The sequence below is a fragment of the Stenotrophomonas sp. Ker107b genome, assembly GCF_053847245.1.
The window spans coordinates 806,250-818,764 of record NZ_JBSPHX010000001.1; the positions used below are offsets into that span (position 1 = coordinate 806,250).

Annotated in this window: 14 protein-coding genes and 1 other RNA gene; 10 read left to right on the forward strand and 5 right to left on the reverse strand. The window is 66.0% G+C overall.

The genetic code is table 11. From position 1 onward, the window contains the following. The first annotated feature begins 52 nt into the window (after positions 1-52). Both ACWV8V_RS03885 and ACWV8V_RS03890 read left to right on the forward strand, forming a co-directional pair. Entirely contained in the window at positions 53-349 is a 297-nt protein-coding gene (locus tag ACWV8V_RS03885) for a hypothetical protein (RefSeq protein ID WP_455898980.1), read from the forward strand. Between the two features lie 88 nt (positions 350-437). Beyond that, on the forward strand, positions 438-1,289 hold the full coding sequence (locus ACWV8V_RS03890) for an alpha/beta hydrolase (RefSeq protein ID WP_455898981.1): 852 nt from the start codon (positions 438-440) through the stop codon (positions 1,287-1,289). Between the two features lie 89 nt (positions 1,290-1,378). Here the strand turns inward: ACWV8V_RS03890 and ssrA are convergent. After that, positions 1,379-1,781, reverse strand: a transfer-messenger RNA (tmRNA) gene (ssrA, locus tag ACWV8V_RS03895). Between the two features lie 107 nt (positions 1,782-1,888). Further along, on the reverse strand, positions 1,889-2,242 hold the full coding sequence (locus ACWV8V_RS03900; protein WP_121042052.1) for a hypothetical protein: 354 nt from the start codon (positions 2,240-2,242) through the stop codon (positions 1,889-1,891). A 191-nt stretch (positions 2,243-2,433) separates the two neighbouring features. Between ACWV8V_RS03900 and ACWV8V_RS03905 the strand changes: the two genes are divergently transcribed. Next, the gene (locus ACWV8V_RS03905) at positions 2,434-3,159 is read left to right on the forward strand and encodes a hypothetical protein (RefSeq protein ID WP_455898982.1); all 726 of its coding nucleotides are present in this window, start codon (positions 2,434-2,436) and stop codon (positions 3,157-3,159) included. Between the two features lie 58 nt (positions 3,160-3,217). Here the strand turns inward: ACWV8V_RS03905 and smpB are convergent, their stop codons facing one another. Continuing rightward, positions 3,218-3,721, reverse strand: coding sequence for an SsrA-binding protein SmpB (gene smpB, locus ACWV8V_RS03910; protein ID WP_123729005.1), 504 nt, complete (start codon positions 3,719-3,721; stop codon positions 3,218-3,220). Positions 3,722-3,778: 57 nt separating this feature from the next. Between smpB and ACWV8V_RS03915 the strand changes: the two genes are divergently transcribed. Further along, positions 3,779-4,207 (forward strand): type II toxin-antitoxin system RatA family toxin, encoded by a 429-nt coding sequence (locus tag ACWV8V_RS03915; protein ID WP_026069778.1) that lies wholly within the window; start codon positions 3,779-3,781, stop codon positions 4,205-4,207. 3 nt (positions 4,208-4,210) lie between these two features. Continuing rightward, positions 4,211-4,471, forward strand: a complete 261-nt coding sequence (locus tag ACWV8V_RS03920; protein ID WP_259260390.1) for an RnfH family protein — start codon at positions 4,211-4,213, stop codon at positions 4,469-4,471. Between the two features lie 16 nt (positions 4,472-4,487). Here the strand turns inward: ACWV8V_RS03920 and ACWV8V_RS03925 are convergent, their stop codons facing one another. After that, positions 4,488-4,880, reverse strand: coding sequence for an outer membrane protein assembly factor BamE (locus tag ACWV8V_RS03925; protein WP_123729007.1), 393 nt, complete (start codon positions 4,878-4,880; stop codon positions 4,488-4,490). A 104-nt stretch (positions 4,881-4,984) separates the two neighbouring features. On the opposite strand from ACWV8V_RS03925, the gene fur reads away from it, so the two are divergent. Beyond that, positions 4,985-5,392 (forward strand): ferric iron uptake transcriptional regulator, encoded by a 408-nt coding sequence (gene fur, locus ACWV8V_RS03930; protein WP_070470227.1) that lies wholly within the window; start codon positions 4,985-4,987, stop codon positions 5,390-5,392. 125 nt (positions 5,393-5,517) lie between these two features. Here the strand turns inward: fur and recN are convergent, their stop codons facing one another. Further along, a complete protein-coding gene (gene recN, locus ACWV8V_RS03935; protein WP_455898983.1) occupies positions 5,518-7,179 on the reverse strand; it encodes a DNA repair protein RecN in 1,662 nt (553 codons plus the stop codon). Positions 7,180-7,304: 125 nt separating this feature from the next. On the opposite strand from recN, the gene hrcA reads away from it, so the two are divergent. The 4 genes from hrcA (at position 7,305) to dnaJ (ending at position 12,375) form a co-directional block, all read left to right on the forward strand. After that, complete coding sequence (hrcA, locus tag ACWV8V_RS03940; RefSeq protein WP_088433152.1) at positions 7,305-8,372, forward strand: heat-inducible transcriptional repressor HrcA; 1,068 nt, start codon at positions 7,305-7,307, stop codon at positions 8,370-8,372. A gap of 82 nt (positions 8,373-8,454) precedes the next feature. Next, entirely contained in the window at positions 8,455-8,970 is a 516-nt protein-coding gene (gene grpE, locus ACWV8V_RS03945) for a nucleotide exchange factor GrpE (RefSeq protein WP_259260392.1), read from the forward strand. Positions 8,971-9,145: 175 nt separating this feature from the next. Beyond that, positions 9,146-11,074, forward strand: coding sequence for a molecular chaperone DnaK (gene dnaK / locus ACWV8V_RS03950; protein WP_123729010.1), 1,929 nt, complete (start codon positions 9,146-9,148; stop codon positions 11,072-11,074). Between the two features lie 164 nt (positions 11,075-11,238). Next, on the forward strand, positions 11,239-12,375 hold the full coding sequence (gene dnaJ / locus ACWV8V_RS03955; RefSeq protein WP_121042065.1) for a molecular chaperone DnaJ: 1,137 nt from the start codon (positions 11,239-11,241) through the stop codon (positions 12,373-12,375). The last annotated feature ends 140 nt before the right edge of the window (positions 12,376-12,515 follow it).

Here is a 12,515-nt window from a genome sequence, read left to right on the forward strand (position 1 = left end):
CCTTGGCGGTTCACTTCTTGAACGACGGGAACGCCTGATGGATTACCAGCTTGTGATCAAGTTCTGGCGAAAGTCGCTGGACGACGAGGCCTTTCTGGCCACGCTGGAGGCCGAGCTGACCACGGCGCTTGGCAAGGCGGCCACGCTGGACGGCTACGACGTCAGCGCGAAAGAGATCAACCTTTTCATGTTCACTGCGGATCCGCGCCCGACGTTCCGGAAGACCAAGGATGTGCTGGAGGGGATGGGCGTGCTGCACAATGTGTCGGCGGCGTACCGGCTGGTGGGTGGTGCGCAGTTCACTTCGGTGTGGCCGCTGCGGATGGCGCGGAAGTTTACGTTGCCGTGAGGGGCTGCCGTTCCAGCTGCCGATCCGGCATTTCCGATTGCGGTACTCCGGCGGCTATGCTCGCTGATACACAGTGATGGATCGCGTCATGCGCATGTTCGTGCTGCCCCTGTTGTTGCTTGCTACGTCCGTCGCACCCTCGCTGGCTGCCGAGCTGGCGCCGTCCATGCCGTCCGCACCCAGTTCACCGCTGGTCATTGGCGAAACATTCACCATGCAGTCGACGGTCCTGGGGGAGACCCGCCGGATCAACGTGTACCGCCCACGGCCATGGGGGCTGGACGCGGCCGCGCCGCTACCGGTGCTGTACATGCCCGACGGCGGCATCGACGAGGATTTCCTGCACGTGGCGGGGCTGGTGCAGGTGTTGTCCGGCAACGGCAGCATACGTCCCTTCCTGCTGGTCGGCATCGAAAACACTGAGCGTCGCCGCGATATGACCGGCCCCAGTAATGATCCAGAGGATCGGAAGATCGCACCACGCATCGGTGGGTCGGCGGCGTACCGGGCGTTCCTGCGCGATGAGCTGATGCCGGAGGTGCGCAAGCGCTATGCGACCACCAACGAGCGTGCGTTGATCGGAGAATCGCTGGCGGGGCTGTTCGTGGTGGAGACGCTGCTGCAGGAACCCACGCTGTTCAACAGCTATATCGCGCTCGACCCCAGCCTGTGGTGGAACCGGGGGCAGTTGCTGGCCGATGCGCCGAAGCAACTGGCGGCCGCCCGCCAGGCGCAGCCCCGGGTGTTCCTGGCCAGCAGTGGCCAGCCGCAACTGGCGGCCAGCACGCCGCAGTTCTCGGCACTGTTGCAGCAGGCCTCGCCCTCGCTGCTGGTGAAGTACCAGCCGATGCCGGACGAGACCCACGCCACGATCTATCACCCGGCGGCCCTGCAGGCGTTGCGCGCGATGTTTCCGGCGCCGGCGCCTGCTTTGCCATGAGCAGGGCCTGACGACAGACAACAAAAAAGCCGGAACCCCTTGTTTGACGGGAGGTTCCGGCTTTCTGTGGTCCTTGCGGGACCGTCTAATGGTGGAGGTGGGCGGAATTGAACCGCCGTCCGAAGGCACTCCATCCCCGGTACTACATGCTTAGCTCACCGTTAAATCTCATCCTGTGGCAGCACGGTGTGCAAAGCGCACCCCAGGACCAGCCTGCTTTAGTTAAGTCGTGACTGACAGGCAGCCATCACAACCGGTTCCGTGATAATGACCCTACATCTACGAGCACGGGCACAAGTAGGTTCGGGGGTTCGCCTAAGGCGGCTGTAGAACTAAACGCTAAAGCTGTTTTTAGGCAGCGATTGCGAAGTCGTTCGAACCGTAGTTGTCGTCGTTGGCAACTAAAAGTTTGCTGCTGGATTAACGAGGAAAGCTGCCCCCTCGGCATGCACCAAGTAACTTCACAACCCCCGTCGAAACCAATGCACCCCCGGTTTCTTCAAGAACCGCACGTCATCCGGAAAACAGCACCGGAACTCTACTTGACGGGTTGGATGCTACTCCAATCCAGCTGAACAGTCACCTTGCCCGCCAAGGACTTACTTCTGCAGCTGGCGGCGGCTGTCGGCCTTGTGGCGGGCCTTTTCCTTCTTCAGGCGGTTGTGCTCGTTGCGCACGGTCATCGCCTGCTTCTTGGCCTGCGGTTCGACCCGGGCCATCAGCGATTCCACCTGGGCCACCAGGCGGCGGTGCTCCAGGCTGTCGTAGCTCTGGGTTTCCGAGGCGACGCGCTTGGCGTTGCGGATCAGGTAGGTCAGCACCTTGAGCAGCGCGGCCGGGTCCATGGCGCGGGCGAGTTCGTCAAAGATGAACTCCAGCGCCGCCACGTCGGCGCGCAGGGTGGTCAGTTCGTCCGCCGCCAGTGCGGGTGCCGGGGTAGTTTCGAGAGTCACGCGCGGATCCTTTCCGTATCAATGCGGGGATTCTGACAGCTGTGCGGGGTTGGCGGGGAAAGATCGTTGTCCCGCTGGCGTCCGCGGGTCAGGTGGGGCGGGCGCCCTGGCGCACCGGCGGACTACAATCCGGCCCCAGAAGAGTGGTTACAGACAAGGACGGCGCGTTGAAGAGGCAGGTGTGGATCGCAATGGCGATGCTGGCGGCGGCAATGCTCGGGGCAGCCAGCGTTTGGCGGTCGACGTCGGGTGCGCAGGCGCCGGGCTGGGCAGGGCAGGCGTCGACACCGAGCGGACAGGCGGCCACGCCTTCGGTTGAAGCGGCGCCGACCGCCTCGACCAGACCGCCGCACCCCTTTCCCGATCTCGCCCGCACACGGGAGAGCCTGGATATCGCCCAGGACCCCTTCAGCAGCGGTCACCCAGAGGAGCGGCGCTGGCTCGACCAGCACGGCTTCCCCAATGGCGCGCAATGGACCCGCTATCAGCAGGCCTCCGACGCCGAGCTCGACCAAGCGGTACGGGCAGGCGACACGGTGGCGGCCACGATGCTCGATGCGCGGCGGCTGGGCGCCGATCCGACGGCTGAAAGCCGTTTGCTGGCTTCCGGCGCGGAGGGCGACCTGTTCGCGCTGAGCCTGCTGTCGTCCTGGAAGGCGGGCGCCAATGCGGCAGGGATCCCCGAGGCCTACGCGATATCCCGGGTGGCCGAGATGCGCGGCGACCTCACCACGGCGCTGCACCGGGAAATGATGCTGGGGGGACGACTGACCAGCGAGCAGCGCCTGTTGGCCGAGGCCGAGGCGCTGCACCTGAATCTGCATCTAAATGCGCTGTATCGCCAGAAGCACGGTGTGGACCCGCCGCCGGTGGAGATGCGCCCGTATCAGGTGGATCCGGACGATACCCAGCGCTGACCGCGCGGGGCAGGGCATCATCGCCGCTTGCGCAGATACAGGCCCGCCACGCGCGTCATCACGCGTCGCGGTTGTGCCGGCGCATGGTGCGCGACTTCTCGCGCGCCCAGTCGCGGTCCTTCTCGGCATCGCGCTTGTCGTGGGTCTGCTTGCCCTTGGCCAGCGCGATCTCGAGCTTGATGTTGTTCTTGCTCCAGTACATCGCGGTGGGCACGATCGTGTAGCCATCGCGCTGCACCTTGCCGATCAGCTTGTCGATCTCGCTGCGATGCAGGAGCAGCTTCCGCTCGCGACGGTCGTTGGCCACCATGTGGGAGGAGGCCTGGATCAACGGGGTGATCTGCGCCCCGATCAGGAAAATCTCGCCATCGCGCACGTAGGCGTAGGCATCGATGATGTTGCCGCGCCCGGCGCGGATCGACTTGACCTCCCAGCCCTGCAGGGCCAGGCCGGCTTCGAAGCGATCCTCGATGTGGTACTCGTGACGGGCACGCTTGTTGAGCGCGATGGTTTTGTTGGCCGTCGCGCCCTTTGCTTTATCCTTGCCGCTGTTCTTGCTCATTTCCCTATTGTCTCCGATTCGGGCACGCCCGGTCGATTCATCCGACATCTGTATCGCATGCCAACTATCCGACGTAGTGCCCTGGTCGAACATTCGGCTGCCCGTATGTTCGACCTGGTCAATGATATTGACGCCTATCCGCGCCGCTTCCGCTGGTGTTCGGCCTCGCAGATCCTGGAGTCCGGCCCGGACCGACTGGTCGCGCGCCTGGACCTGGGCTTTGGGTCGTTCTCGACCTGGTTCATGACCGAGAACACGCTGCAGCGCCCGCACAGCATTGATATGCAGCTCAAGGACGGGCCGTTCAAGCGCCTGCACGGGCGCTGGGAGTTCCACGCGCTGGCCGAGGACGCCTGCAAGGTCACGCTGACGCTGGAGTTCGAACCGACCTCACGCCTGCTGGGTCCGGCCTTGGCGCTGGGTTTCCAGGGGCTGGCCGACCGCATGGTGAATGATTTCGTCCGCGTCGCCGACGCCCAGGACTGAGTCGTGATCACGGTCGAGGTGGTGCTGGCCTGGCCTGATCGCGTCGACGCGAGGAGGTTGACCCTGCCTGAGGGGGTCACTGTCGCCGATGCCATAGAAGCCGCGGGCATCGACGGCAGCGCGCAATGCCCGGCCGTGGCCGTGCATGGCCTGCTGGCCAGGCCGGATCAGACGTTGCGCGAGGGCGACCGGGTCGAGCTGCTGCGTCCGCTGCTGGCCGACCCGAAAGACAACCGCCGCCGGCGCGCACGCGCCGGCAGCTGAGTGAAGAAGGCGGGCCTCAGCGGCCGCGCTTCTTCTTGTCCTTGGGCAGGTTGCGGCCGAACTGGCGCAGCGTGCTGCGGGCCAGCTCGGCGTCGTCGCTGGCGAAGTACTCGCCGTCCCAACGGGTGACCGCGTCGTTTTCGAAGTAGACGGTGAAGTTCTTCACTTCCGTCTTGCCCACGCGGTTGACGCGCTGGCTGGCGGTGTAGTCCCAGCGCTGGGCGTGGAACGGGTCCGCGATGGAGGGCGTACCAAGCAGGGCACCAACCTGCTGCTTGCTCTGGCCCACCTGCAGCTGACCGACGGCCTGCTCCCGGATCAGGTTGCCCTGATAGATGGGTTGCTTGTAAATGATGCCGCAGCCCGTGGTGGACAGGGCAACGGCGGCGACCAGCAGGAGATTGCGCATCGGGGAATGGCGTTTGGGGAAATCGAGTCGATGATACACTCCTGACGTGTCGCCGCGACCCAATCCGAGGCAGCTGGCGCTAAATCGCCAATGAACGGAGAAGTATGGAAACCCACGACCTGCGCAAAGTCGGCCTCAAGGTGACCCATCCGCGTATGCGGATCCTGGCGCTGCTCGAGCAGCGCAATGCCAGCCACCACATGACAGCCGAAGACATCTACCGCCAGCTCCTGGAGCACGGCGACGAGATCGGCCTGGCCACGGTGTACCGGGTGCTGACCCAGTTCGAGGCCGCCGGCCTGGTGCTGAAGCACAACTTCGAAGGCGGTCAGGCCGTCTACGAGCTGGACCGCGGCGGTCACCACGACCACATGGTCGATGTGGACAGCGGCAAGATCATCGAGTTCGAAAGCCACGAGATCGAGGAACTGCAGCGCAAGATCGCGGCCGACCACGGCTACGAGCTGGAAGAGCACTCGCTGGTGCTGTACGTCCGCAAGAAGCGTCGGTAACGGCCTGCAGGCTGCCCGGATGCGATCAAAAAACCCCGGGCATGCCCGGGGTTTTCGTTTTCAGGGTGAGGCGCCGGTTCCGGCGGGGCGCCGGCCAGCGGCCGGCACTACCGATCACGGGGGCCTCAGGCCTGGAGCAGCTTGCGCGCCGCGGCCCGGGCTTCCTTGCTGACTTCCACGCCGCCCAGCATCCGGGCCAGCTCTTCCTCGCGGGCCTTGGTATCGAGCTTTTCGACCGCGCTCTGGGTCATGCCGTCCACCGGCGCCTTGCTGACCCGGTAGTGGGCGTGGCCCTTGGAGGCGACCTGCGGCAGATGGGTGACGCACAGCACCTGACGCTTCTCGCCCAAGGCGCGCAGCTTCTGCCCGACGATGTCGGCCACGGCGCCACCGATGCCCGAATCGACCTCGTCGAAGACCATGGTCGGCACCGCATCCAGGCCCAGCGCGGCGACTTCGATCGCCAGCGAGATACGGGACAGTTCACCGCCCGAGGCGACCTTGCGCAGGGCGCGCGGCGGCTGGCCGGCGTTGGCGGCGACCAGGAACTCGACCCGTTCGGCCCCGTTCGGGTCCGGCTTGACCACGGTCTGCGGCTCGATATCGATCAGGAACTGACCGCCGCCCATGCCCAGCTCGCCGATCAGGGTGGTGGTGGTGTCCGACAGGGCCTTGGCGGCCTTCCGGCGGCTGGCGCTGAGCACCTCGGCCACGGTCTTCCACTGGCCGGCGGCACGGTCTATCTCGCCGGCCAGGGCCTGCAGGCGCTCGTCGGCACCGCGCAGCTGCTCGACTTCGGCCTCCATGGCGTCGCGGTGCTCGCCCAGCGCTTCCATCGGCACGCGGTGCTTGCGCGCGAGGTCGTGCAGGCGGCCGAGACGGCGCTCGATATCCTCGAACTGCTCCGGGTCGGCATCCAGGTCGTCATGGACGCGGTCGAGCAGGGACAACGCTTCGTCCAGCTGGATGGCGGCGCTGTCGAGCAGGGCATCGACCTCGCCGAGCCGGCTGTCGTGTTCGGCCACGCGGGCCAGATCATGCCGGGTCTGCTGCAGCAGCTGCAGGACCGAGACCTCGTCATCGCCGTTGAGGCGGCTCACCGCCACGTCGCAGGCGCCGATCAGCGCGCTGGCATGGGCCTGGCGGCGGTGGCTGCTGCCCAGGGTGGCGATCGAGGCCGGGTCCAGGTCTTCGCGCTTGAGCTCGCTGAGCTGGTGTTCCAGATAGCCGATCCGGTCGCTCACGTCGCCCTGGCGCGACAGCGCCTCGGCTTCATCGACCAGCGTCTGCCAGCGTGCCGCGGTCTGCCGGACCTGGGCGCGCTCGGCATCGTTGCGGGCGAAGGCATCCAGCAGCGAGAGCTGCGAGGGGCGCGAGAGCAGGGCCTGCTGTTCGTGCTGGCCGTGGATCTCGACCAGCATGCTGGCCAGCTCGGTCAGCTGGGTCAGCGTCACCGGGCGGCCGTTGATGAAGGCGCGCGAGCCACCGTCGGCGCGGATCACCCGTCGCAACTGACACTGTTCTTCGTCGTCCAGCTCGTTGTCACGCAGCCACTGGCGGGCAGGGGCGTCGGCCAGCGGCGCGAATTCGGCCGAGAGCTCGGCGCGCGCAGCGCCGTGGCGGACCACGCCGCTGTCGGCGCGCAGCCCGGACAAAAAGCCCAGCGCGTCCACCATCAGCGACTTGCCCGCGCCGGTTTCACCTGAGACCACGGTCATGCCGGCGCCGAATTCCAGCTCGGTGGCGCGGACGACCGCGAAATCCTTGATCGATAGATGTCTAAGCATGGTCTACGTTGTACACGAGGGGCGTCTCCAAGCCGCGCACGCTAGCATGGGCGGGGGGCGTCTCCAATGACTTGCCAACGCCCCGTGCAGCCATTATCTAAGTGGGCGTCTCACAGGCTGATTCCATGCATCCTTCCGCGTCCCATCTCGCCCCGCGTGCCCGCCATCTGCTGCGGACGCTGATCGCGCGCCACATCCAGGATGGCGAACCGGTCGGCTCGCAGACCCTTGCCCGGCATGCTGGCCTGGATGTCAGCCCGGCCACGATCCGCAACATCCTGGGCGACCTCGAAGACCTGGGCCTGCTCAGCTCGCCGCATACCTCGGCCGGCCGGGTGCCGACCGCGCACGGCTACCGGGTGTTCGTGGACAGCCTGGTCAAGATGCAGCCGCCGGGCGAGGGCGAGCTCAGCCGCCTGCGCACCGAGCTGGCCACCGGCACCGGCACCCAGGCCCTGCTCGGCAGTGCCTCGGAGCTGCTCTCGGCGATGAGCCATTTCGTCGGGGTGGTCAGCGCCCCGCGCCGGGAGCAGTTCGCGTTCCGGCATATCGATTTCGTGGCGCTGGACGCGCGCCGGGTGCTGGCGATCCTGGTGTTTGCCGACAACGAGGTGCAGAACCGGGTGATCGAGCCGCGCCGCGGCTTCAATCCCGGCGAGCTGGAGCAGGTCGCCAACTACCTCAATGCCAACTGCGCCGGTCGGCCGCTGGCTGAGATCCGGGCCCGGCTGCTGCTGGAGCTGCGCGATGCGCAGTCGGAAATGGAGCAGTTGCTGGCGCACAGCATCGAGCTGGCCGAGCAGGCGATGGTGCCGCCGGCCGATGACATGGTGCTGGCCGGGCAGACCCGCCTGATGGGCGTGCAGGACCTGTCCGATCTGGAGCGCCTGCGCGAGCTGTTCGATGTGTTCGCCAGCAAGCGCGAGATCCTGCAGCTGCTCGAGCGCACCATCCAGGCCCCGGGGGTGCGCATCTTCATAGGCGAGGAGACCGGGGTGATGCCGCTGGAAAGCGTCTCGCTGGTCACCGCCCCGTACTCGGCCGACGGCCAGGTGCTGGGGGTGCTGGGGGTGATCGGCCCGAAGCGGATGGCCTACGACCGCATGATCCCGCTCGTGGAAGCCACCGCCCAGGTGCTGGGGGCCGCGCTGGGCTCGCCTGCTGGCGGCGGATTGTCCCGCGATCGCGCATAAAGCGGCCCTGGACTCTTGAATCCCGTAGCCGCGCCCACATAGGGGTGGGTGGAGGCGGAGAGTCACCGCCAAGGATCCGGAAATGAACCAAGATCAGCCCGATATCGCATCCCAGAATCCCGCCGGCGAGCCGGCCGCTGAGCCGTCCCTGCAGCAGCAGCTGGACAGCCTGCACAACGAGCTGGCCCTGCTGCGTTCGGAGTCGCTGCGCGAACGCGCCGACCTGGACAACCAGCGCAAACGCGTTGCCCGCGACGTGGAACAGGCGCGCCGCTTCGCCAATGAGAAGCTGCTCGGCGAACTGCTGCCGGTGTTCGACAGCCTCGACGCCGGCCTCAATGCCGCCGGCAGCGAGCCGAGCCCGCTGCGCGAAGGTCTCGAACTGACCTACAAGCAGCTGCTCAAGGTCGCCGCCGACAATGGCCTGACCCTGCTCGACCCGACCGGCCAGACCTTCAACCCGGACCACCACCAGGCCATCAGCCAGGTCGACGCGCCCGGCGCGGCGCCCGGCAGCGTGGTCCAGGTGTTCCAGAAGGGCTACCTGCTCAACGACCGCCTGCTGCGGCCGGCGCTGGTCGTGGTCGCCCGCGACTGATCCACAGGTCGGTCCGCCGGGCCAGGCCCGGCGGCTCGGCCGGACGCTGAACGCGTTGGGTCGCCATCGGACACTGTGTTTGATGGACGGCTTGAAAGTGTCCGCAGCGTCCCACACATCCCATTCATAACCCGGCAGCTGCCGGATGTACCCAGAACTTTCAGGAGTCTCCCTCATGGGCAAGATCATTGGTATCGACCTCGGCACCACCAACTCGTGTGTGGCGATCATGGACGGCGGCAAGGCCCGCGTCATCGAAAACGCGGAAGGCGATCGCACCACGCCCTCCATCGTTGCCTACACCAAGGACGGCGAAGTCCTGGTCGGCGCCTCGGCCAAGCGCCAGGCCGTAACCAACCCCAAGAACACCTTCTACGCCGTCAAGCGCCTGATCGGCCGCAAGTTCACCGACGCTGAAGTCCAGAAGGACATCGCGCACGTGCCCTACGGCATCCTGGCCCATGACAATGGCGATGCCTGGGTGCAGACCAGCGACGGCAAGAAGATGGCCCCGCAGGAAATCTCCGCCCGCGTGCTGGAGAAGATGAAGAAGACCGCCGAAGCGTTCCTGGGTGAGACCGTCACCGAGGCCGTGATCACCGTGCCGGCCTACTTCAACGACAGCCAGCGCCAGGCCACCAAGGACGCCGGCCGCATCGCCGGTCTGGAAGTCAAGCGCATCATCAACGAGCCGACCGCTGCTGCCCTGGCCTATGGCCTGGACAAGGGTGACGGCCGTGACCGCAAGATCGTTGTGTACGATCTGGGCGGCGGCACCTTCGACGTGTCGATCATCGAGATCGCCAACGTCGACGGTGAGAAGCAGTTCGAAGTGCTGGCCACCAACGGTGACACCTTCCTGGGCGGCGAAGATTTCGACAACCGCGTCATCGAATACCTCGTCGACGAGTTCAACAAGGACCAGGGCATCGACCTGCGCAAGGATCCGCTTGCCCTGCAGCGCCTGAAGGATGCCGCCGAGCGTGCCAAGATCGAGCTGTCCACCAGCCAGCAGACCGAAGTGAACCTGCCGTACGTCACCGCTGACGCGTCGGGCCCGAAGCACCTGAACATCAAGCTGACCCGCGCCAAGCTGGAAGCGCTGGTGGAAGACCTGATCAAGAAGTCGATCGAGCCGTGCCGCATCGCGCTGAACGATGCCGGCCTGCGGTCGAGCGACATCGGTGAAGTGATCCTGGTCGGCGGTCAGACCCGCATGCCGAAGGTGCAGCAGGCGGTGACCGAGTTCTTCGGCAAGGAACCGCGCAAGGACGTCAACCCGGACGAAGCCGTGGCACTGGGTGCTGCGATCCAGGGCGGCGTGCTGGGTGGCGACGTCAAGGACGTGCTGCTGCTGGACGTGACCCCGCTGTCGCTGGGCATCGAGACCCTGGGTGGCGTGTTCACCAAGATCATCGAGAAGAACACCACCATCCCGACCAAGGCCTCGCAGGTGTTCTCCACCGCCGAGGACAACCAGTCGGCCGTGACCGTGCACGTGCTGCAGGGTGAGCGCGAGCAGGCCCGCTTCAACAAGTCGCTGGCCAAGTTCGACCTCTCCGGCATCGAGCCGTCGCCGCGCGGCCTGCCGCAGGTGGAAGTGTCCTTCGACATCGACGCCAACGGCATCCTGCACGTGTCGGCCAAGGACAAGAAGACCAACAAGGAACAGAAGGTCGAGATCAAGGCCGGTTCGGGTCTGTCCGAGGACGAGATCGCACGCATGGTCGCCGACGCGGAAGCCAACCGCGAAGAAGACAAGAAGTTCCATGAGCTGGTCCAGGCCCGCAACCAGGCTGACGCGCTGATCCACGGTACCCGTACCGCGATCACCGAGCACGGCAGCAAGGTCGGTGGCGATGTGATCGGCAAGGTGGAGTCGGCCCTGGCCGATCTGGAAACCGCGATGAAGAGCGACGACAAGGCCCAGATCGAAGCCAAGTCGAAGGTGCTGGAAGAAGCCGGCCAGGCCCTGTTCGCGGCCTCCGCGGCAGCCGAGCAGGGCGGCGCGGCACCGGGCCCGGATGCCGGTGGCAACAGCGGCGCGCACGACGATGTGGTCGACGCCGAGTTCACCGAAGTCAAGGACGACAAGAAGTCCTGATCCGGCCATGACACGGGACGTTGCGCAGGCAACGTCCCGTTGTCATATCCCCCTTCTGGTCCTGACAGCCGTATCCCGGCCTGTCGGGGCGCCCGGCGAAAGAGCGGACCTGGTGCCGCTCTTCCGTTTTGACGAATCCCGACTTCCGGAACCCGATTCAAGTTATGAGCAAGCGCGATTACTACGAAGTGCTGAGCGTGTCCCGCACCGCCAGCGATGAAGAACTGAAGAAGGCCTATCGCCGTTGCGCGATGAAGTTCCATCCGGACCGCAATCCGGGTGACAACGAGGCCGAGGCCGCCTTCAAGGAATGCAAGGAAGCCTACGAAACCCTGTCCGATGGCAACAAGCGCCGGATGTACGATGCCCACGGCCACGCCGCGTTCGAGCACGGCATGGGCGGCGGTGGCGGTGGTCCGGGTGGCCCGGACATGGGCGATATCTTCGGGGACATCTTCGGCAACATCTTCGGCGGTGGCGCCGGCGGTGGTGGTCCGCGCCAGGCCCGTCGCGGTGCCGACATCGGTTACGTGATGGAGCTGGACCTGGAAGAAGCGGTGATGGGCGTGGAACGCCGCATCGAGATTCCGAGTCTGGTCGAGTGTGATGACTGCAACGCCAGCGGCTCGGAAGATGGCAAGGTCGAGACCTGCTCGGTCTGCCGTGGCCAGGGCCAGGTGCGCATCCAGCGCGGCATCTTCGCGATGCAGCAGGCCTGCCACCACTGCAACGGCCGTGGCCAGATCATCCAGAACCCCTGCAAGACCTGTCACGGCAATGGCCGTGTCGAGGAAGACAAGGTGTTGTCGGTCAAGGTGCCTGCGGGCGTCGACACCGGCGACCGCATCCGTCTGTCCGGTGAAGGCGAGGCCGGTCCGGCCGGCACCCCGGCAGGCGATCTGTACGTGGAAGTGCGGGTGCGTGAGCACGCGATCTTCCAGCGCGATGGCGACGACCTGCACTGCGAAGTGCCGATCCGCATCTCGCAGGCGGCCCTGGGCGATACCGTCCGTGTGGCCACGCTGGGCGGCTACGCCGAAATCCGCATCCCGGCCGAGACCCAGACCGGCAAACTGTTCCGCATGCGTGGCAAGGGCGTGCGTTCGGTGCGCAGCCGCAGCGAAGGCGACCTGTACTGCCGCGTGGTGGTGGAGACCCCGGTCAACCTCACCCCGGAGCAGCGCAAGCTGCTGGAACAGTTCGAAACCACCTTCACCGGTGAGGAAGCGCGCAAGCATTCGCCGAAGTCGGCGACGTTCATCGATGGGGTGAAGGGCTTCTGGGATCGCATGACGTCGTAAGCGTCACGTGTTGCCGTGAACTACCGAAGGCCCCCTGGCGACAGGGGGCCTTTTTTGTGCGCGGCCGTACGTGTGTGGTCCGCGCGCGGAAAAACGGGCCTCTCTGGGCCGCCGGTGCTCTCGACACGGTCCACCGCTCG

What these genes read in the sequence shown, in the direction of transcription:
- smpB (WP_123729005.1), bottom strand. Translation starts at nt 3,721, where the DNA reads ATGAGCAAGAACAGCGGCAAGGATAAAGCAAAGGGCGCGACGGCCAAC.
- dnaK (WP_123729010.1), top strand. Translation starts at nt 9,146, where the DNA reads ATGGGCAAGATCATTGGTATCGACCTCGGCACCACCAACTCGTGTGTG.
- ACWV8V_RS03925 (WP_123729007.1), bottom strand. Translation starts at nt 4,880, where the DNA reads ATGCGCAATCTCCTGCTGGTCGCCGCCGTTGCCCTGTCCACCACGGGC.
- dnaJ (WP_121042065.1), top strand. Translation starts at nt 11,239, where the DNA reads ATGAGCAAGCGCGATTACTACGAAGTGCTGAGCGTGTCCCGCACCGCC.
- recN (WP_455898983.1), bottom strand. Translation starts at nt 7,179, where the DNA reads ATGCTTAGACATCTATCGATCAAGGATTTCGCGGTCGTCCGCGCCACC.
- ACWV8V_RS03890 (WP_455898981.1), top strand. Translation starts at nt 438, where the DNA reads ATGCGCATGTTCGTGCTGCCCCTGTTGTTGCTTGCTACGTCCGTCGCA.
- ACWV8V_RS03905 (WP_455898982.1), top strand. Translation starts at nt 2,434, where the DNA reads ATGGCGATGCTGGCGGCGGCAATGCTCGGGGCAGCCAGCGTTTGGCGG.
- grpE (WP_259260392.1), top strand. Translation starts at nt 8,455, where the DNA reads ATGAACCAAGATCAGCCCGATATCGCATCCCAGAATCCCGCCGGCGAG.
- fur (WP_070470227.1), top strand. Translation starts at nt 4,985, where the DNA reads ATGGAAACCCACGACCTGCGCAAAGTCGGCCTCAAGGTGACCCATCCG.
- hrcA (WP_088433152.1), top strand. Translation starts at nt 7,305, where the DNA reads ATGCATCCTTCCGCGTCCCATCTCGCCCCGCGTGCCCGCCATCTGCTG.
- ACWV8V_RS03915 (WP_026069778.1), top strand. Translation starts at nt 3,779, where the DNA reads ATGCCAACTATCCGACGTAGTGCCCTGGTCGAACATTCGGCTGCCCGT.